The 19,587-nt window shown below is 70.9% G+C and carries 19 protein-coding genes and 1 pseudogene; 10 read left to right on the forward strand and 10 right to left on the reverse strand.

What is annotated here, in order from left to right; translation table 11 throughout:
- Positions 1–2: 2 nt before the first annotated feature.
- Positions 3–221 carry a hypothetical protein gene (locus tag ACFYTQ_RS26520; protein ID WP_387366463.1) on the reverse strand — a complete coding sequence of 73 codons (219 nt, stop codon included), beginning with the start codon at positions 219–221 and terminating at the stop codon, positions 3–5.
- A gap of 140 nt (positions 222–361) precedes the next feature.
- On the opposite strand from ACFYTQ_RS26520, the gene ACFYTQ_RS26525 reads away from it, so the two are divergent.
- The 3 genes from ACFYTQ_RS26525 (at position 362) to ACFYTQ_RS26535 (ending at position 4,457) form a co-directional block, all read left to right on the forward strand.
- Complete coding sequence (locus ACFYTQ_RS26525; protein ID WP_387366466.1) at positions 362–940, forward strand: flavin reductase family protein; 579 nt, start codon at positions 362–364, stop codon at positions 938–940.
- Between the two features lie 88 nt (positions 941–1,028).
- Positions 1,029–2,729 carry a flavin monoamine oxidase family protein gene (locus ACFYTQ_RS26530; RefSeq protein ID WP_387366469.1) on the forward strand — a complete coding sequence of 567 codons (1,701 nt, stop codon included), beginning with the start codon at positions 1,029–1,031 and terminating at the stop codon, positions 2,727–2,729.
- 189 nt (positions 2,730–2,918) lie between these two features.
- Positions 2,919–4,457 (forward strand): carotenoid oxygenase family protein, encoded by a 1,539-nt coding sequence (locus tag ACFYTQ_RS26535; protein ID WP_387366472.1) that lies wholly within the window; start codon positions 2,919–2,921, stop codon positions 4,455–4,457.
- Here ACFYTQ_RS26535 and mftR read toward each other — a convergent pair.
- Positions 4,339–4,863: pseudogene (gene mftR / locus ACFYTQ_RS26540) on the reverse strand (mycofactocin system transcriptional regulator); the annotation flags it as partial. The gene ACFYTQ_RS26535 and the pseudogene mftR sit on opposite strands and share 119 nt — an antisense overlap.
- A gap of 97 nt (positions 4,864–4,960) precedes the next feature.
- Here mftR and mftA point away from each other — a divergent pair.
- Genes mftA through mftF form a run of 7 tightly spaced genes read left to right on the forward strand, consistent with a single transcriptional unit; the run spans position 4,961 to position 10,671 of the window.
- Positions 4,961–5,080: a mycofactocin precursor MftA gene (gene mftA, locus ACFYTQ_RS26545; protein ID WP_387366475.1), complete on the forward strand. Its 120-nt coding sequence runs from the start codon at positions 4,961–4,963 to the stop codon at positions 5,078–5,080.
- Complete coding sequence (gene mftB, locus ACFYTQ_RS26550; RefSeq protein WP_387366478.1) at positions 5,070–5,393, forward strand: mycofactocin biosynthesis chaperone MftB; 324 nt, start codon at positions 5,070–5,072, stop codon at positions 5,391–5,393. Before mftA ends, mftB begins: the two co-directional genes overlap by 11 nt.
- On the forward strand, positions 5,390–6,541 hold the full coding sequence (mftC, locus tag ACFYTQ_RS26555) for a mycofactocin radical SAM maturase (protein WP_387366481.1): 1,152 nt from the start codon (positions 5,390–5,392) through the stop codon (positions 6,539–6,541). The genes mftB and mftC overlap by 4 nt, the downstream gene beginning before the upstream one ends.
- 12 nt (positions 6,542–6,553) lie before the next feature.
- Positions 6,554–7,729 carry a pre-mycofactocin synthase MftD gene (gene mftD / locus ACFYTQ_RS26560; RefSeq protein WP_387366484.1) on the forward strand — a complete coding sequence of 392 codons (1,176 nt, stop codon included), beginning with the start codon at positions 6,554–6,556 and terminating at the stop codon, positions 7,727–7,729.
- 2 nt (positions 7,730–7,731) lie between these two features.
- Positions 7,732–8,385: a mycofactocin biosynthesis peptidyl-dipeptidase MftE gene (gene mftE, locus ACFYTQ_RS26565; protein ID WP_387366487.1), complete on the forward strand. Its 654-nt coding sequence runs from the start codon at positions 7,732–7,734 to the stop codon at positions 8,383–8,385.
- On the forward strand, positions 8,372–9,181 hold the full coding sequence (locus ACFYTQ_RS26570) for a mycofactocin-coupled SDR family oxidoreductase (protein WP_387366490.1): 810 nt from the start codon (positions 8,372–8,374) through the stop codon (positions 9,179–9,181). The genes mftE and ACFYTQ_RS26570 overlap by 14 nt, the downstream gene beginning before the upstream one ends.
- Positions 9,178–10,671: a mycofactocin biosynthesis glycosyltransferase MftF gene (gene mftF / locus ACFYTQ_RS26575; RefSeq protein WP_387366493.1), complete on the forward strand. Its 1,494-nt coding sequence runs from the start codon at positions 9,178–9,180 to the stop codon at positions 10,669–10,671. The genes ACFYTQ_RS26570 and mftF overlap by 4 nt, the downstream gene beginning before the upstream one ends.
- On the opposite strand, the gene ACFYTQ_RS26580 is transcribed toward mftF, so the two are convergent.
- From ACFYTQ_RS26580 to ACFYTQ_RS26615, 8 genes are read right to left on the reverse strand one after another with little or no spacing between them, the layout of a single operon-like run.
- On the reverse strand, positions 10,646–10,981 hold the full coding sequence (locus ACFYTQ_RS26580) for a YnfA family protein (protein ID WP_387366496.1): 336 nt from the start codon (positions 10,979–10,981) through the stop codon (positions 10,646–10,648). The genes mftF and ACFYTQ_RS26580 overlap by 26 nt on opposite strands.
- Positions 10,982–11,040: 59 nt before the next feature.
- Complete coding sequence (locus ACFYTQ_RS26585; protein WP_387366499.1) at positions 11,041–11,385, reverse strand: hypothetical protein; 345 nt, start codon at positions 11,383–11,385, stop codon at positions 11,041–11,043.
- Positions 11,386–11,400: 15 nt separating this feature from the next.
- Positions 11,401–12,696: a pyridoxal phosphate-dependent aminotransferase gene (locus tag ACFYTQ_RS26590; RefSeq protein WP_387366502.1), complete on the reverse strand. Its 1,296-nt coding sequence runs from the start codon at positions 12,694–12,696 to the stop codon at positions 11,401–11,403.
- Positions 12,693–13,994 carry an amidase family protein gene (locus ACFYTQ_RS26595; protein WP_387366505.1) on the reverse strand — a complete coding sequence of 434 codons (1,302 nt, stop codon included), beginning with the start codon at positions 13,992–13,994 and terminating at the stop codon, positions 12,693–12,695. The genes ACFYTQ_RS26590 and ACFYTQ_RS26595 overlap by 4 nt, the downstream gene beginning before the upstream one ends.
- Positions 13,991–16,954, reverse strand: a complete 2,964-nt coding sequence (locus tag ACFYTQ_RS26600; RefSeq protein WP_387366508.1) for an amino acid adenylation domain-containing protein — start codon at positions 16,952–16,954, stop codon at positions 13,991–13,993. The genes ACFYTQ_RS26595 and ACFYTQ_RS26600 overlap by 4 nt, the downstream gene beginning before the upstream one ends.
- A 14-nt stretch (positions 16,955–16,968) precedes the next feature.
- Entirely contained in the window at positions 16,969–17,817 is an 849-nt protein-coding gene (locus ACFYTQ_RS26605) for an arylamine N-acetyltransferase (protein WP_387366511.1), read from the reverse strand.
- Entirely contained in the window at positions 17,814–19,220 is a 1,407-nt protein-coding gene (locus tag ACFYTQ_RS26610; protein ID WP_387366867.1) for an aspartate aminotransferase family protein, read from the reverse strand. The genes ACFYTQ_RS26605 and ACFYTQ_RS26610 overlap by 4 nt, the downstream gene beginning before the upstream one ends.
- On the reverse strand, positions 19,207–19,470 hold the full coding sequence (locus tag ACFYTQ_RS26615; RefSeq protein ID WP_387366870.1) for a tryptophan 2,3-dioxygenase family protein: 264 nt from the start codon (positions 19,468–19,470) through the stop codon (positions 19,207–19,209). The genes ACFYTQ_RS26610 and ACFYTQ_RS26615 overlap by 14 nt, the downstream gene beginning before the upstream one ends.
- Between the last annotated feature and the right edge of the window lie 117 nt (positions 19,471–19,587).

Below are 19,587 nucleotides of genomic sequence, written 5' to 3' on the forward strand. Positions count from 1 at the left end.
GATCAGCAGATCCCCGGGGCGGGCGGTGCGTTACCGCACGAGGAGATGCCGGCGATCAGGTCCGACAGCAGAGCCGTCCCCGAGCCGCTGGACCCGGGCACGGCCGCCACCGGCGCGTCGGGCTGGAGTTCGATCCCCGTCGCCCCCGCCGATGCCGCACCCGAACCGATACACAACGCCACGAGCCCCGAGGCGACGACCGTACCCACTCCACGTCTCATGATCTTCCTTCCACGAACAACCCACCACGGTGGCGAGTTCGGCAAAAGGCTATGGCTACCAACATCATTCGGTAAGCCAACGGTTGTGATGCCCAAGAACATCGGGTCTCCCCGTTCGGCCGCCCCCAGGCGGAAAAGCGGTGTCCGATTTCAGCACCCGCAACGCGGACGGTTCGGCGAATCTCGCGCCGATGTCGTCGGCGTGGTGGTTGGGCGATCAGTGCATGCTCGGTATGAACACCGCGTCGCAGACAACGCGAAACATGTTGCGCGAGAAGGAATGTGTACTGAACCTGCCGTCCTCGGCCTTGGGCGGCGCGGTGGATCGGCTGGCCCTGCTGACCGGATCCCCGGAGCGGACCCCGCATCGGATCGAGAAGGGGTATCGGTACGAGCCGGACAAGTTCGGGGCGGCCGGGCTCACGCCCGTCGCGTCCGAGCTGGTAGGGGCGCCACGGGTGGCGGAATGCCCGATCCAGTTGGAATGCACGTCGCTGTCGGCTCATCGATTCGACCAGGCCGATCGCGCCACGGCCCACACCGTGCGGGTCGTGCGCGCCCACGTCGACGAGGAGTTGATCGTGCCCGGCACCGCGCACATCGATCCGGACGGTTGGGATCCGTTGCTCATGAAGTTCTGCGAATTCTTCGGCGGTGCGGGACGTTTGCGGGAGTCACGGCTGGCGGAGGCGTGGCGGATTCCGCAGCCGGTGCGGTGACCGTAGCGGCGACGGAACCGCTGTGGGAGCCGGCGCCCCCCGATTATCCTGGAGCTGTGGAGATTTCAGGTCCGGCACCGGGAATTCCATGTCTTCCAGCGAGCCACCGCCCTGCGACCTGCAGGTCGACTTCCCCTTCGACTACGCCGCCCATCTCGCCGACGGCCGCCGGGTGGGCATGCTGCCGCGGTCGGCGCTCGGCACGCCCGTCGCCGTCATCGGCGCGGGCGGCAGCGGCCTCACCGCCGCCTACGAATTGATGCGAATCGGTTGTCGCCCCGTACTTTACGAGGCGGAGCGTGATCCCGACGGGCCGGGCGGTCGTCGGCTGGGCGGGCGGATGTACTCGCTGCGCCTCGCCCCGGCCGACAGCGCGGTCGTGGAACTGGGCTGCATGCGGTTCCCCGGCTCGGCCCGCCTGCTGCGCAAATACGTCGACGATTTCGGGTTGCCGTGGGAGCCGTGCCGCGACGGCTACGCCGCCGACATCACCCCCCGAACCGTCCTCGAGGTGGACGGCCGCCGACACGAGGTCGCGCGGATCACCGACCTCTACGACCGCGAACCCGAATTCGCCCATGCCCACCGGCAATGGCTACGAGCCCTCGACCGGCTCGGCATCGCCGACCTCCGCCGCGCGGTCGCCGCCCGCGACCTGCCGGACATCCGCGCGCGGTGGGCGGACCTCGTCGCCCGCTACGAGCCGTGGACCTTCCACCGCTTCCTGCGCGACCCCGACGGCTGCGGCCTCACCCACGACCAGACCGCGATACTCGGCGCCGCGGGCATCGGCCCCGGCCTCGCCGACAGCTTCTTCCACATCAGCTTCCTGGAATCCCTGCGCATGCTCCTCGCCGCCGCGGGCAGCACCGCGTACTTCTGCCCGCTCGGCATCAGCGAACTGGCCCACCGCTTCTGGACCCACCGCACCGACGACCCGACCGGCCGAACGGTCAGCCTCGAACAACTCCACGACGGCCGGTTGCGCCCCGCGGTTTCCGCCATGACGGTCGACGCCGATCCCCGCCGCGGCGTCGTCGTCCGCGACACCGATGGCACCGAAACCCGGTACGCCGCAGCCATATTCACACCGCAACTCCATCTCCTGGAAACGAATGTGGAACTGTCCGGCACCCCCTTCGGCCCCCGCGTGTGGCGCGCGATCCGCCGCATCAGCTATTGGCAGGCCGCGAAAACCGCTCTCCTGCTCCGAGATCCGTGCTGGCAAGGCACCTCCCTGGACGGCGTCACCCTCACCGACCGCCTCCCCCGCGCCGCCTACACCTTCGAATACGGTCCACCCCACGCCCCCGGCGGCCGAACCGCGGTCCTCGAACTCGGCTACGCCTGGGGCCCCGACGCCATGAAACTCGCCGCCTCCGACACCGCCGAACGCAAACGCCTCCTCCTCCGCGACCTGACCCACGCCCACCCCGACCTACCCGCCGAGGTCCGAAACAACCTGCACGAGGCCGAACCGGTCACCATCTCCTGGGAGAACCAACGCAACTTCCGCGGCCTCTGCCGCCTGTCCCGCCCCGGCGAATACCCCTACCAACAAGACCTGTTCCGCCACTTCCTGAAAGCCTTCCCCGGCTCCCCCACCATCCCCGGCGAACCCCCCAACGCCCTGTTCCTAGCGGGCGACGACACAGCCTGGTCCCCCGGCTGGCTCGACCACGCCCTGGCCTCGGGAGTAAACGCCGCCTGGGGTGTGACCCGATTGCTGGGCGGCACCCACGAACCGAACAATCCGGGTCCGGGCGATATGTGGATGGCCCAGGCGTGAGCCCGCCCCGAAATCATTGTCGCCGTTGATGATCGACGGCTCATTCTGATCCTCGACCGCGACCGCCGTCATGCGATACGACCTGGGAGTTCGGTGGGCGGCTGAGGTCGGCGGCAAGAACAAGACTGTTTCTTCGCCGATTCTCGCCGCATCCTGACACGGCCGAATACCGAAAGGGAGAACCCGCTTATGACCACCGCGTCGAGTGCCGATGTGCCGTTGCATCTGGCCGGGAACAATGCACCGGTCGCCGAGGAGGTGACCGTCGAACCGACGGAGGTGGTCGGGCGGATTCCCGCGGAGTTGGACGGAGTGTTCGCGCGCAACGGCCCCAATCCGCGCACCGGGTGGTCGCCGCACTACTTCGCCGGGGACGGCATGGTTCACGCGATAGCCCTGGCCGATGGGCGGGCCCGCTGGTACCGCAACCGCTACGTGCGCACCCCGCTCTACGACAATCCCGGCCGCTCGCGATTCGCCCTCGCCTTCGATCCCGCTACCGGAACGGTCGACTACCGGGTCACGACCGCCAATACTCACCTGCTGGCCCATGCGGGGCGGTTGCTGGCGCTCGAAGAGGGTGGCTTCCCGTACGAACTCACCACAGAACTGGACACCAAGGGACCCTTCACCTTCGGCGGTACGCTCGTGACCCCGATGACAGCGCACCCGAAGGTCTGTCCCACGACAGGAGAACTGCTGTTCTTCGGGACTCGCCTGCGGCCGCCGTATCTGACCTACTACCGAGCATCGCCCACCGGCGAACTGCTCCAAGCGCAGGTCGTCGAGATCCCGGAGCCGACAATGATGCACGACTTCGCCGTCACCGAACGCCACGTGGTCTTCCTGGACCTACCGGTCGTGTTCGACCGCGCCGCCGTGGGCGGTCCAGGATGGCGGTGGGACGACGCGCATCAGGCCCGATTCGGGGTCATGGCCCGCACCGGCGGCCCGGTGCGCTGGTTCGAGGTGGCACCCTGCTACGTCTGGCACACTCTCAACGCCTTCGAAACCGGCGACGTCCTCACGCTCACCGGCACCAGGGTGGCGGCCCTGTGGCGCGGCGGCACCGACGATTTCAGCGGTGGGCTGCCGAACCTTCACCGATGGCGGCTGGACCTGACCCGCGGAACAGTCACCGAACAGCAGATCGACGACGCGGCGGTCGAGTACCCGCGCGTGGCCGACACCGTGATCGGGCGGCCCCACCGCTACGGATACGTAAGCAGCTTCTCCCTCGACGCCGCACCACACCATGGTCGTATCCACCGCTACGACTTCGGCGGCACCGTATCGCGGCAGACTCATGAGCTACCTGCCGGGAACGCCTGTGGCGAAGCCGTTTTCGTCCCTCGGCACCGGTCCGACGACGAGGCCGAAGGGTACCTGCTCAGCTTCGCCCACGATCGTCGGCGCGGCACCGGCTACCTCCTGATCGTCGACGCCGGGGATCTCGCGGCCCCACCGGTGGCCGAGATCCACCTTCCCGTACGGGTCCCTACCGGCTTTCACGGCACCTGGATCCCGACCGGAGCCCTCACCCCGCCGCCAGATACCCCCGCAACGCCCCCAACGCCGCACCCAACAACCCCTCCAAAGACGCCCCCGGATCATCCAACCACTGCTCATACGCACTCAGCGCAAGCGCCAGCGCCACATGCCCCGCCGTGCGCGGCAGCAGATCGTCGACCGGCACGCCGAACCGGCGCGCGACGAAGGCGGCGATGACCGCTCGCCATTGTTGGTACCGCAGCACCGAATGGGCTTGCAGCGCGGGCGTTGTCAGGATGAGGCGCATGCGTTGGCGGTGGGCGGGGACGACCTGGGGGTCGAGGCGGTTGAATTCGACGACGGCGCGTTGGACGGCCTCGTGGACGGGCATGTCGGGGGGCATGCGGTCGAGGTGGGCGGCGAGTTCGACGAGGCTCTCGTCGAAGCGGCCCCAGGGGATGTCGTTCTTGGAGGGGTAGTAGCGGAACAGCGTGCGGCGTCCGACGCCGACGGCGGCGGCGATGTCGTCGAGCGAGGTCGCCTCGAAGCCGCGTTCGGCGAACAGCCGGAAGGCCACCGCCTCGATCGCCGCGTGGTCGGTGACCGGGGGCCGACCGGGGGAGGTCCGGGCTCGCGCGCTCACTCCGCGACGTTAGCAGAGAAGTTCCGGCAATCCCTTCCATTTTGACCCCGAGTGCCATTATTATGTGTGCTACGCAACAGCAATCGAGAGGATTCCGATGAGCGACCACATGGCCCCCCGGCCCGGCGACGACACCGACACCGACGTCCAGCACGAGGAGATCGCCGACGCGCTCGTCGAGGACGTCTCGATCGACGGCATGTGCGGTGTCTACTAGCCCCAGCGAAACCTCCTCCGCGGCAACCGTTTTCGACCCGGAGAAAGCCTGGTCGGTGGCCGCGGGGGTGGCGCTGCGCCCCGAACCGTTCGGCGCGCTGGTCTACGACTTCGGCACGCGCAAGCTGTCGTTCCTGAAATCCCCGGAACTGCTCCGGGTGGTCGAGGCCCTCGCCGACGCCCCCAGCGCACGCGCCGCGATCACCCGTGTCGGGATAGCGGCGAACGAACAGCAACGCTATCTCGCCGCGCTGGCCAGACTGGCCGACAGCAAGATGATCATTCCCCGACAGCCGGAGGTCGGCCCCCGATGACGACAGCCCTTCCCGTCCCGCGCCTGGTCGACCAGTTCGAGCGCGGACTGACCGCACCGATCTGCCTGACCTGGGAGCTGACCTACGCCTGCAATCTGGCCTGCGTGCACTGCCTGTCGTCGTCGGGACGCCGCGATCCGCGTGAGCTGACCACCGAACAGTGCCGGGCCGTCATCGACGAGTTGCAGCGCATGCAGGTGTTCTACGTCAATATCGGCGGCGGCGAACCGACCGTGCGCGCGGACTTCTGGGATCTGCTCGACTACGCCGTCGCCCACGATGTGGGAGTCAAGTTCTCCACCAACGGGATTCGGCTCACCTCCGAGCGCGCCCGGCGGCTGGCGGCCACCGACTACGTGGACGTGCAGATCTCCCTGGACGGCGCGACCGCCGAAGTCAACGACGCGGTGCGCGGCCCGGGTTCCTTCGCCACCGCCACCCGGGCGCTGGAGAATCTGGCCGCGGCCGGGTTCTCCGACGCGAAGATCTCGGTCGTCGTCACCCGCCACAATGTCGGCCAACTCGACGAATTCCAAGCCCTCGCACAACGATACGGCGCGACCCTGCGCCTGACCCGGCTGCGTCCGTCCGGACGCGGGGCCGACAGCTGGGACGACCTGCATCCCACCGCCGCCGACCAGCGCACGCTCTACGATTGGCTGCTCGCCCACGGCGAATCGGTGCTCACCGGCGATTCGTTCTTCCATCTGGCCGCGTTCGGCCAGGCCCTGCCGGGGCTGAACCTGTGCGGGGCGGGGCGGGTGGTGTGCCTGATCGACCCGATCGGCGACGTCTACGCCTGCCCGTTCGCCATCCACGACAGCTTCAAGGCCGGAAACGTGCTGGGCACAGGCGGTTTCGAGGCGGTGTGGCGCGAGTCGGCCCTGTTCGAGGAGCTGCGCCGGCCCAGCGGCGGCGGCGCGTGCCGGTCCTGCGGCTTCTTCGACAGCTGCCGCGGCGGCTGCATGGCCGCGAAGTTCTTCACCGGCCTGCCGCTCGACGGCCCCGATCCGGAATGCGTTCGCGGACACGGCGAACCGCTGCTGGCCGACCGCGTCCCCGGCGCGGCGCCGAAACCGTCACAGGACCACTCCCGCACGGTCACCCTCGGCATGCCGCGCCGTGCGTGCGCGGAAAGCCCCCTCTGAGAAAGACTTTCGATGCCCCGCAATCCCTGGTTCGAGACCGTCGCCGAGGCGCAACGCCGCGCCCGCAAGCGGCTGCCCGCCTCGGTGTACAGCGCGCTGCTGGCCGGTTCGGAGGCCGGTGTCTCCTACGACGACAACACCACCGCCTTCGGTGAGCTGGGCTTCGCCCCGCACGTCGCGGGCCTGCCCGACAAACGCGACCAGTCCACGACCGTGCTGGGCCAGCAGATCGCGCTGCCGGTGCTCATCTCCCCCACCGGGGTGCAGGCGGTGCATCCCGAGGGCGAGGTGGCCGTCGCCCGCGCGGCCGCCGCCCGCGGCACCGTCATGAGCCTGAGTTCGTTTGCGAGCAAACCGCTTTCGGAGGTGATCGCGGCCAATCCGCAGACCTTCTTCCAGTCCTACTGGATGGGCGACCGCGACACCCTGGCGCGGCGTCTGCACGAGGCCCGCGAGGCGGGCGCGAAGGCGTTGATCGCCACCCTGGACTGGTCGTTCTCCAACGGCCGCGACTGGGGCTCGCCCGCGATCCCGGAGAAACTGGATTTCGCGGCCGTGCGCAAGAACGCGCTCGGCGTGCTGGCCCGGCCGCGCTGGGCCTACCAATTCGCCAGGGCGCGCACGATTCCCGACCTGACCACCCCCAATCTCGCCGCGCCCGGCCAGCGCGCCCCGACCTTCTTCGGCGCCTACTACGAATGGATGCAGACCCCGCTGGCGACCTGGGACGACATCGCCTGGATGCGCCGGGAATGGGGCGGCCCGTTCCTGCTCAAGGGCATCTGCCGGGTCGACGACGCCAAACGCGCGGTGGATATCGGGGTTTCGGCGATCTCGGTGTCCAATCACGGCGGCAACAATCTCGACGGCACCCCCGCGCCCATCCGCTGCCTGCCCGCGATCGCCGCCGCGGTGGGCGATCAGATCGAGGTCCTGCTCGACGGCGGTATCCGCCGGGGCAGCGACGTCGTCAAGGCCGTCGCGCTCGGCGCCCGCGCGGTGCTGATCGGCCGCGCCTACCTGTGGGGGCTGGCCGCCAATGGTCAGGCCGGGGTGGAGAACGTGCTCGACATCCTGCGCGGCGGAATCGATTCCGCGCTGCTGGGCATCGGGAAATCCTCGATCCACGACCTCACCCCCGACGACATCGTCATTCCGCCCGGTTTCACCCGCACCCTCGGCGGCTGACCGTGCCCGCCCTCGCCGCCGCCGGCTATCCCGCGCTGCCCGACCGGCCCCGGGTGCTGGTGCCGGTCGGCGCGACCGAACAGCACGGTCCGCACCTGCCACTGTCCACCGACACCGTCATCGCCGAACACGCCGCCCACCGCGCCGCGCACCGCACCGGGGCGTGGGTGGCGCCGGCGATCGCGTTCGGTGCCAGCGGCGAACACCAGGGCTTCCCCGGCGTGTGTTCGATCGGTACCACCGTGCTGACCCACACCCTCGTCGAACTCACCCGATCGCTGACGCTGTGGGCCGGTGAGGTCGTCTTCGTCAACGGGCACGGCGGCAATGTCCCCGCGCTGCGGGCCGCCGTGGATCTCGTTCGCGCCGAGGGCCGTTCGGTGCGCTGGCTGCCGTGCCTCGCCCCCGGCGACGCGCACGCGGGCTTCACCGAGACCTCCCTCATGCTCCACCTCGCGCCCGAGACCGTCGCCCTCGCCGACGCCGCGCCGGGCAATACCGAACCCCTCGCCGACCTCTGGGATCGGTTGCGGGACGAGGGGATTCGCGCGGTCTCCGAGAACGGGGTCCTCGGCGATCCCACCGGCGCGCACGCCGAGGCGGGCGCGGAACTCTTCGACGACATGGTGAACAGGCTCATCGATGACCTCACCTGAACCCGAACCCGAACCCCGGGTCGCCTTCGTCACCGGCGCCGCCCGCGGCATCGGCGCGGCCACCGTCCGCGAACTGCGTCGCCGCGGCTACCTCGTCACGGCCGTCGACGCCTGCGACACCGGGCCCGACCTCGGCTACCCGCTCGCCTCCCGGGCGGATCTGGCGGCCGTCGCCGCGCTCGATCCCGAGGCCGTCCTCCCCCTCGTCTGCGATGTCCGCTCCCCCGAGCAACTGGCCGCCGCGGTGGCCGCGACGATCGAACGCTTCGGTCGCGTCGACGCGGTGGTCGCCGCCGCCGGGGTGATCGGCGGCGGCCGGGCGCTCTGGGAGACATCCGAGACGGAGCTCCGGGAACTGTTGGAGGTCAACGCGATCGGAGTGTGGAACACCGCCGCGGCCACCGTACCCGTCATGCTGACCGGACCCGACCCCGCAGGCTGCCGGTTCGTGGCGGTGGCCTCGGCCGCCGGAGAGCGCGGGCTGTTCCACCTCTCCGCGTACGGCGCCAGCAAACACGCCGTCATCGGCATCGTCCGCGGCCTGTCCGCCGACCTCGCGGGCACCGGAGTCACCGCGGTGGCCGTCTCTCCCGGCGCCACGCGAACCGCCATGCTCACCGCCACCGCCGCCCTCTACGACGATGTCGACGACCCCGCCGATCTGGCCGCCCACCAGCATCTGCACCGCATGCTCGAGCCCGAGGAGATCGCCGCCACCCTCGCGCACTGCTGCTCGGTCGAGGCCGCCGCCCTCAACGGCTCGGTCGTCCGCGCCGAAGGCGGCTTCGCCTCGTGAGCGCCCCTCTCGGGGCAGGTCTCCCCGACGGCACCCGAATCCGATTGCTGCCCACCGTTCGCCGCTTCGCCGCGGGCCGCGTCCTGCACGGCGGCAGCCCCACCCGGTTGCTCCGGCTACGACCCGAGGCCGTCGAAATGCTCGGCCCCGCAGGGGAATTCACGGTCGACGACGCGCGGTCGAACGCCCTCGCGGCCACCCTGCTGCGCTCGGGATTCGCCGAGATCACCGCCACGGATGAGCGGACCGACCTCGATCAGGTCACCGTCGTCGTGCCGGTACACGACACTCCCAAAGCACTGGACCGCCTCCTGTCGGCGTTGACCGGTGTGCGCGTGGTGGTGGTCGACGACGCCTCCCCGGATCCCGTCGCCATCGCGCGGGTCACCGGCGCCCACGGCGCACGGCTGCTGCGGCTCCCCCGCAACCTCGGTCCCGCCGCCGCCCGCAATGCCGGTTTACGCCGCGCGACAACATCTTTCGTCGCCTTCTGCGACGCCGACACCGTTGTCACCCCGGACGCGCTGCGCCGACTCCTCACCCATTTCGCCGACGCCCGCACCGCCGTGGCCGCCCCGCGCGTCCTCGGCCTCCCCGCACCGAACCCGAACTGGATCACCCGCTACGAGGACGTCCGATCCTCCCTCGATCTCGGCCCCGAATCCGCTGTCGTACAACCCCATTCGCGCGTCGGCTGGCTGCCCTCGGCCTGTCTGCTCGCCCGCCGCACCGCGCTCGGCACCGGATTCGACCCGACCCTGCGCGTCGGCGAGGACGTCGACCTCGTCTGGCGGCTGTGCGCCGACGGCTGGCTGATCCGCTACGACGCCGACACCACCGTCCGCCACGAGCATCGGCGCGATCCCCGCGAGTGGCTGGCCCGCAAACACCACTACGGCACCAGCGCCGCCCCCCTCGCCACCCGGCACGGCGACCGCGTCGCCCCCGCCGTCCTCACCTGGGACGCGGTACTCCTGGCCGCCGGACTGCTGGCACACCACCGCATCACCCTGCTCGCCGCCCTGGCCGCGTTCCTCGCCCGAACCACGCGCACCCATCGCCAACTGCGCGTCCTCGACAACCCGCCGGGCCTCACCGCCGACCTGACCGTCCGCGCGACCGCCGACGCCGTGCGCCAGGCGTCGGCGCTGCTGCTCCGCCACTGGTGGCCCGCAACAGTTCTCGCCGCGGCGGCATCTCCCCGCGTCCGCCGCGCCGCCGCCCTCGCTCTCGCCGTCGACCTGATCACCACGTATCGCGTCCACGGCCCCAAGGCATTCCGGCCCGGTTTCGTCCTCGCCCGCCGCCTCGACGACATGGCCTACGGAATCGGCGTCTGGCACGGCGCTCTACGCGCCCGATCACCGAAATGCCTGCTCCCCCATGTACTTGCCCGCCCGCACCCGCCGACCGAAACCCGTCGCGGCCGACCCGTCGAGGAACGGCCGAACGGGAGTGGTCCGGTCAGCCGGAGCGAGGCGCGTACATGATGACCGCGACCCCGATCAGACAGATCACCGCACCGATCACATCCCAGCGATCGGGCCGGAATCCGTCGAGGGCCACGGCCCACAGCAGGGATCCGGCGACGAACACCCCACCGTAGGCCGCCAGAATCCGCCCGAAGTTCGCATCGGGTTGCAGAGTCGCCACGAATCCGTAGATGCCCAGCGCGATCACCCCGCCGCCGATCCAGACCCAGCCCCGGTGCTCGCGCACTCCTTGCCAAACCAGCCACGCCCCACCGATCTCCGCGACGGCGGCGAGCACGAACAACAGGATCGACCGCACCACGGTCATGAGCGCGCCGCCCCGACCGAGGTGGTGTCCCGGTCAGCGGCCACGATCGCGACCGCCGCTCACCGGGTGCCGCCGATCGTGGACTCGACCCGCGCGGCGAACGCGTCGAGCACGGCGACATGGGCGGCGGGCACGCCGACGGACATCACCGGGCCGTCGTCGTCGGTAGTGAAGTCGAAGGTGAAGAACGAGCAGCACCTCGATTCCCGTGCCGCGAGGTCACGCGCCGCCGGTTCGGCGTCGGGGGCCAGGCTCAGCGCCAGCCGCGTCGGGCCGCTGCGCCGCACGCCTCGCACCGACCGTGCGAAGAATCGGTCGAACTCGGCCACGCGGATCGGCTGTTCGGCGGTGGGCAGGGTGCACGCGTCGGGCACCCAGTCCCCGCGAGCCGGTGAGATTTCCATGAGCCCACGGTAGTGCTAGCCGTCCCATCCGAGCCCCGCCTGCGCCAGACGCCGCACGGCCGTGGCCAGATCCGCGTCGGAGGCGCCGAGGTAGAAGCGGATGTAGGGCGGGTCGGTGGGGGTGGGGGCGCCCATATCGCCGCCGCCGGGCAAGACGGCCGCGCGGGTCAGACACGCTCGGCGGTAACGGGTTTCGGCGTCGGGGCCGGTGTAGGCCGGGGGGACGCGGGTGCGCAGGTAGGGGGTGGCGGTGCCGCGGAAGACGGCGTTGCGGGGGAAGCCGAGTTCGGTGTGCAGGGCGGCGGCGACGCGCGCGCGTTTGTCGCGGTACTCACCGGCGACGGCGGCGGAGTAGGCGCGCTGGCCGGGGGTGGTCAGCCAGGCCGCCATGGCGGCCTGAAGCGGCACCGAGGAGACGAACGCGTGGTGGCCGAGTTGGCGATTGACCATGGCGCTCACCGTGTCCGGGGTGCCGGTGAGGACGCCGATCCCCCAGCCGTTGCAGTGGAACTGCTTGCCCAGCGAACGCACCGCCAGCCAGCGCACGGCGTCGCGGTAACGGGTGAGCACAATGCGCAGGGCATCGACCGTGGGGCCGGGAGGATCACAGACGCCGTAATAGGCGTCGTCGACGAGGACGGCCGCGCCGGTATCGGCGGCGGCGTCGAGCAACGCGGTGACCACGCGCGAATCCCATTGCGCCCCGGTCGGATTGTGCTGCGCGTTGATCACCAGCACCGTCGCCGCGCCGCCCGCCTCGCGGACCGCGGCGCGCAGCATCGCGCGGACGCGCTCGGGGTCGGGCTGATATCCGCTGGCCGGGTCCAGGGCGAAGCGGCGGACCCGGTAGCCCAGCGGCGCGAAGACGCCCGGATAGTCCCAGCTCGGGGCCGAGCACACCAGCTGCGGGCGGGCGGTGCCCGCGGTGTCGAGCAGCAGCCGCGCGTAGTCGAACATGGCGTCGCGGGTGCCGTTCTGGGTGACGGCGACCTCGAAATCCGTTCCCGGGACCGATGATTCGAGGCGATGCGTCTCGGCGACGAAGCGACGCAGCACGGTGTGCAGGGCGGGCAGGCCGTGCGGGGCGACGATGTAGCCGTGACTGTACGCGGGCACCTCGGCGAGACACCGCACCAGCGCGTCGGGAACCCGGCTCCAGGTCTCGCCGAGGCTCAGGTACACGACCTCGCGCGGATCCCCGGCGTCGTGCGCGTGCAGCAGGGCGATGTCGTCGAGGGCGGCGGGCAGGCCGGGGACGCCCAGCACATCGTGCGCGGGCAGCGGCGCCGCATGAGTCGTCAGGTATGTCATGGGATTTCCGGATTCCAGATTCGGTCGGCGCGGGCGGCGAGGCGCAGCAGCGACAGGTCCCGGCCCGGCAGGGTTTGCAGATCCATGCCGAACGGCAGCCCGTCCGCGTCGCGCAGGGCGGGCACGGTGATGGCGGGCCACCCCAGACAGCTGCTCAGATCGGTGGTGCGCAGGAACGTGTCGAAGGCGGAGACCCGCTCACCGCCCACCTCGATGCGGTCGCACCCGGTGAGGACCGGTGCGGTGATCGGAGCGGTGGGCAGCAGCAGCGCGTCGAGAGCGTGCCGATGGAAGAACCGATGCAACAGCTCCTGCGCCGCGGGCCGCTCCCACAGGCGAGCGCGACGGTAGCGGCGCTCGGGAACCGGGTCGCTCACCAGCCCGTTCAGGGTATCGCAGATCACCGGATTCGTCACCGCCGCAACGAGATCCGCGAATGTGAGCGGCAGCCCCGCGCGATCGAGATAGCCGGTCATCGCGGCCGGTGTCTCGTGGAACGGAATCGCCAGCGCACACCGCGAATACAGCTCCAGCGCCCGGCCCGGCAGCTCGGCCGTGACCAGTTCCCAGCCCGCGTCGGCGAGTTCGGCCAACCGCCGGTCCACCCCGGCCCGCAGGTCCTCGGACAGCCCGGAGTAGAAGGGCGACAACGGAATTCCCACGCGCGGCGCACCCCGACCACGCGCCGACTCGCCCACGCCACCACCGGCGATCACCGCGTCGAGAGCGCGAACGGTGGTGAGGTCACGGGCCATCACCCCGATGGTGTCGCGGGTGGGCGAGACCGGCAGAACACCGTCGAGGGGATAACGCCCCGTGGTGGGCCGGAACCCGTAGAGACCGCACAGCGCGGCGGGCGTGCGAATGGAACAGCCTGTCTCCGTGCCCAATCCGGCGTCGGCGACACCCGTGGCGACCGCGACCGCGGTGCCCGCACTGCTGCCGCCGACGATCCGAGCCGGATCGATCGGGTGCGCGACACGACCGGCCCAGTGATTGTCGCCCGTGGCGCCGTAGGCCAATTCGTCGAGATTGGTCTTGCCGACCACCCGCGCCCCGGCCCGGCGCAGCCGCCGCACGACGGTCGCGTCCCGAACGGGCCGGTGGGCGGCGAGGGCGGCGACGCCGCCCGTGGTCGGCAGCCCGGCCACATCGATATTGTCCTTCACCGCCAGCAACCACCGCGCCTCGCCGCCGGACCGGAAGTCGGTGGCCAGGAACGCGTTCAGCGCGGCGGTGGCGGCGTGCCGATCCCGCGCGCGGGCCAGGCGCGCGGGAGTGTCGACGACGGGAATCATCGCGCCTCGGCCAGCGAGGCGGGCACGTACGGTTCGGCCAGCACGCGCCGCAGATAGCGTTCGAGGATCTCGGGGGTGAGGGTCGGCTCCTCGATCCCGGTCCCGGCCAGATGCTCGGTGACATTCGCCTTGTCCCACAGATAGGTGTTCTGGTACAGCTCGATCGTCGAGCGGCGATCGAGCATGTGATCGTGGAACATGTTGAGCAGCGGGTACAACGGCGCCTGCGGATCGTCCTTCCACAGCTCCACCCACTCCTCGTACGGCAGCACCCGGAACTCGTAGCCGAAATGCCGCTCGAGCAGTTCGAAGAACTCCCGCAGGGTGACGATGTGCTCCTGCGCGGGCACCACATTGAAGTTCTTGCCCACCGCGTCCGGCTGGCGGCCGATGGCGGCGATGGCGTCCACGATGTAGTCGACGGTGATCAGCCCCTCGCGCAGATTGCGCAGATCCGGGACCGCGCCGAGCGCGACGCAGGTCTTCACCAGCCGCGGCCACCACTGGTAGGTGGCCGCGTGCCCGGTGCGGGACTCGCACAAGGCGTAGCCGAGGCGGAACTTCATGACCGGAAGCCCTTGTGCCTCGGCGAGTTCCGCGATCTTCTCCATCACCCATTTGCTGCGCATGTAGCCCAGATCGGTGACGACCGCGCGCAGGTTCTGATCGATGTCGTCGTTCTCGTACATGGTGGACTTGCCGGTGAACAGATGTCCCCAGCTGTACACCGAGATCGACGAGACCAGCATCAGCGGTTTGACGTGATTCTCGGCGGCGAAGCCGAGCAGCGACCACAGTCCCTCGATATTGTCGCGCCGGATGTAGGAGTAGGACTGGATGAAGTTCGCGGCGCTGGCGGAGTGGTAGATGACATCGACCTCCCGGGCCAGCGTCGCGTACTCGTCCGCGTCGAGCCCCAACCGGGGTTCGGCGAGATCCCCGGCGTGGACGCGGACGCGGTCCCAGTCGGGTGCGATGTCGTAGCGGGCCGCGACGCCGCGCAGCCGTTCGCGCGCCAGCGCCGGGCTGCCGGCGCGGACCACGCAGTGCACGACGGCGTCGGTGCCCGCGTGCAGGCGCTCGAGCAGGTGGATGCCGATGATTCCGGTCGCGCCGGTGAGCAGGATGTGCCGGGGGTCGGTGAGTTGGCGGGTGTCCCAGCCGGTCCCGTAGTCGACGCCGTCGGGCAGGCGGATATCCGCGGCGAGTTCGCGGACCGGTTCGCCCTCCCAGTCGGGGGTGTCGGCGCCGCGGGCGGCGATGGCGGCGGCCAGTCCGCGCACGGTCGGATCGCCGTAGAAGTCCCAGATGTAGACCCGCGCCCCGACCCGGCGGGTGACGTCGCCGACGAGCGCGGTCGCCAGCAGCGAGTGGCCGCCGACGTCGAAGAAGCTGTCGGTGGCGGTGAACCTGTTGTGTCCCAGCACCTCTCGCCACGTCGCGGCGACCGCGTGTTCGAGATCGCCCTCGAATCCGGCGTCGGGCACGGGGGCGTCGCGGTCCTGCGCCAGCGCGGCGCGCAGGGCGGCGCGGTCGATCTTGCCGTTCGCGGTGACGGGAAGTTCGGTGCGGCACTGGTAGATACCGGGCTGCATGTAGTCGGGCAGTTCGTCGCGCATGTGCACGCGCAGCGCCCGCACCAGGGCGTCCGGATCGGTGTCGTCCGAGCGCGGAACCACCACGGCGGCAAGGCGTTTGGTCGAGGCGGGACGGTCCTGATCGTCGACCACGACGACGGCGTGCTTGACCAGCCGGTTGCGCTGGATCGCCGCCTCGATGTCGCCGAGTTCGATGCGGTAGCCCCGGATCTTGACCTGATCGTCGCCGCGGCCGAGGAATTCGATGCTGCCGTCGGGCAGCCAACGCGCGAGATCACCGGTCCGGTACAGGCGCCGCTCGTGCCGCGCCGACCACACGAACCGCTCGCGCGTGCGGTGCGGATCGCCGAGATAGCCTCGGGCCAAACAGGTTCCGGCCAGGCACAGCTCCCCGATCGCCCCGGGTTCGACGTCCTCCAGGTCCTCGTCGAGGATGAACGCCTCGGTGTCGGAGATGGGCGTGCCGATGGAGGCGCGCTGTTCCGCGGTCGGGTCCACGACGCGGCAGGTGGCGAAGATGGTGGCCTCGGTGGGCCCGTAGTAGTCGACCAGGGTGTAGGGCAGCGGATCGGTGTGGATGGGCGGCAGCTTCTCACCCGCGCAGAACAGGTAGCGCAGCGCGAGGCCCGCGGGTCGGGGCGCGGCGACGACGTCGGGGGTCAGCACGGTCGGGACGTAGGCGTGGGTGATGGCGTGCTCGGCGTAGAAGTCGAGCAGGGCGGCCGGGTCGGCCCGGACGGCCGGATCGACGATATGGGCGGTGGCGCCCGCGGCGAGGGTGGCGAAGACCTCCCATTGCGAGACGTCGAAGCCGACCCCGCTCATGAGGGTGGTCCGCGCGTCGGCCGTCGTCTCGAAACGCTCGTTGTGCCAGCGCACCAACCGGGTCACCGCCGCGTGGTCGACGACGACGCCCTTGGGGGTGCCGGTGGTGCCCGAGGTGAACACGACGTACGCCGCACCCGGCTCGAGCGGCGTGCGCACCGGACCATCGGTGAATTCGACCGTGACGCCGCCGGATTCGCGATCGGGCGATCCGGTGGACAGCACGACCGGGGAGCCGCACTGATCGATGATCCGGGCGCGGCGGCGCGCCGGATTGTCGCGGTCGACGGGGGTGTAGGCGGCCCCGGTCTTCAGCACCGCGAGCATCGCGACGACGAGGGCGGCGCTGCGGTGCGCGAGGATCGGAACCAGGCTGCCCGGACCCACCCCCGCGTCGCGGAGCCGCCCGGCGAGCGCGTCGCTGAGGGTGTCGAGGCGGTCGTAGGTCAGCCGGTGGCGGTTCTCGGCGATCGCGACGGCGTCGCCGTGGGCGGCGACGGTGGGGGTGAACAGGTCGGTGACGAGCGGATTCGACATGTATATATCTCCTTTCAGGGGGTGGCGAACAGAAGATCGACGAGGTCGGCGTGCTGATCCGCGGACAGGCGGATGCCGAACGCGGCGAGATCGTCGGTCAGCGAGGCGGGGGTGACGCCGCGGGTGCGGCGATCCGCGCCGCGGCGTTCGGTGAGTTCCCGGCCACGCATCTGGATCCTGCGGCCGGGGCTGATCCGTTGCAGCAGTGGGGTTTTGCGCAGCATGGAGTCCGGGTGGGTGGCGAGGAAATGGTGGGCGACGACGACATCGGGCGGTTGGAGCGGGTCGAGCGTGAACTCGTACAGCGGTGTCCAGCCCCGCTCGTGATGCACCTCGACCGCCCACAGCGCGCCGGTGTGGGCGCGCACCCGGAAGGTGTGCTCGTCCTGGCGCGCGATCACGCCGTCGGCGAACGGCAGCGGATCGAGGAACCCGTGCGTGCCGAATCCGACGTCGCACAGCCACACCGTGTTCGCGCGGCGCACCCGCAACAGCATGTGGGTGCGCGGCCGAGGCCCGGTGCCGCCGAACAACACTCGCGCGGCGAGGCGTTCCACCTCGAAACCGAGCTGTTCCAGCGCCCAGCCGAGCAACAGGTTGTGCTCGTGACAGCAGCCGCCGCGCGGGCCGCACAGTTTGGCGGTCACCGCACCGGGGTCCAGTGATACGGGCACGCCGGTGACGAAATCCAGATTGTCGAAGGGAATGGCGACGGCGTGCGCGCGATGCACGGCGTGCAGGGCGTCGTCCGTGGGGGCCGTGGGCCAGGTCCGCTCCAACCCCAGACGATGCGCGTACGCGGCCGGGTCGAGATCCTCGGCGCACCACTCGTCGCGCGCGAAAGTCGTTGCGGAAGAGGTCATATCGCTGCCCTCACGGTGTCGGCGGACGCGCGGGTCAGCAGTTCGGGGTGGTGGTCGGCGAGGTAGGGCCGCAGGCGATCCAGACAGGTGGCGTAGGCGGCGGTGAAGTCGTCGATGGTGGCGGGTTCGGTGAGGACGTGCTGGCACAACAGCCCGTGCGGGGCGGTGAGGTAGCCCGCGTGCAGCAGATCCAGGTGCAACAGGGCCCGCAGCTCGGCGCGGCCGCGGCGCAGGCGGGCGGTGGCGGCGGCGTCGCGCGGCGGGGTGTCGCCGAAGTGGAAGTAGCTCAGCCCGCCCTCGCCCACCGCGTGGCCGTGGACGCCGGTCGCGCGCGCGGCGGCGTCCAGCCCGCGCCGCAGCCGCTCGCCGAGCAGATCGAGATGGGCGATCTCCCGCTGCCCGAAACGGTCGAGGGCGGCGATGCCCGCGGCCAGCGACAGACTGTTCCCGCCGAACGCGCTGGCGTGATACAGCGGATCGGGACCGGCCGGGTCGAAGACGGCCATCAGATCGGCGCGCCCGCCGAACGCGCCGAGCGGCAGCCCGCCGCCGATGACCTTGCTGTGGGTGGTGAGGTCGGGGACGACGCCGTGCCTACGCTGCCAGGGACCGAGCCGCACGGTGGCGCACTCGTCGAGGATCAGCAGCGCGCCGTGCGCGTGCGCGAGCGCGCCGAGCGCCGCGATATAGCCGGGGCCGGAGGGTATGCCGCCGCCGACGCCGAGCACCGGCTCCACGATCACCGCCGCGACCCGATCGCCTATCCGATCGAAAGTCGTTGCGGCGGTGCGGATGTCGTTGTACGGGACGACCGCCACGTCGGCAGCCGTGGCCGCGGGCACACCGCGCGCGGGCCGCGGCCGGGTCGGGGCGTCGCCGGAGTCCTCCGGTGCGGTGAAGAACGCGCTGACCTGACCCCACTCGTGCGTGCCGTGGTAGCCGCCGTCGATCTTGACGATCAGGTCGCGCCCGGTGTGGGCGCGGGCGGTGCGCACCGCCCACATCGTGGCCTCGGTGCCGCTGTTGCAGTAGCGGATTCGTTCCATCGACGGGGTGAGCGCGCGCAGGCGTTCGGCGTGCTCGTACTGCGCGGCGGTGGGGCCGCCGGGCGCGGTGCCGCGACTGATCTGCCGGGTCACCGCGGCGACGAGGGCGGGGTGATCGTGGCCGTGGGCGAGGGCGCCGTAGTTGGCGAGCATGTCCTCGTACCAGCGACCGTCGGCGTCGCGGACCCGGGTGCCCTCGCCGTGGGTGAGGAACAGCGGATAGGGCGCGTACCAGGTCATGGTGCGGGTGTCGCCGCCCGGCAACGACCCGGCGGCGCGGCGCGCGGCGGCGGCCGACGCGGGGGTGGCGGCCAGGTAGGTCTCGCGGATGGCGCGGGCGGGATCAGCGGAACGCATGCGCGTCTCCCGCGGGGTGCAACTCGTCACGGCCGGGGCGGTCCGGATCGGCGAACGGACAGCCCTGGGTGGGGCCGCCCGCGAGATCCGAACGCGCCGACCACAATTCGGGGAAGATGTGCTCGGCGGCGACGCGGCGCAGCCACGCCACGCCGCTGGTGCCGCCGGTGCCGGGCTTGCCGCCGATGAGCCGCTCCACGGTGAGCAGGTGCAGCTGACGCCACCGCGCGAACGCCTCGGCGAGATCCATGAGCGTCTCGGTCCAGCGCACGAGTTCCCCGGACACCGACTCGGTGCGGTAGACCTCCGCCCACGCGGCGCGCACGGCGGCGGGATCGCGACCGGGCCCGGCGTCGGCCTCGGCGAG

Origin of the sequence: Nocardia sp. NPDC004068 (genome assembly GCF_042874315.1) — a bacterium.
GTDB lineage: Bacteria > Actinomycetota > Actinomycetes > Mycobacteriales > Mycobacteriaceae > Nocardia.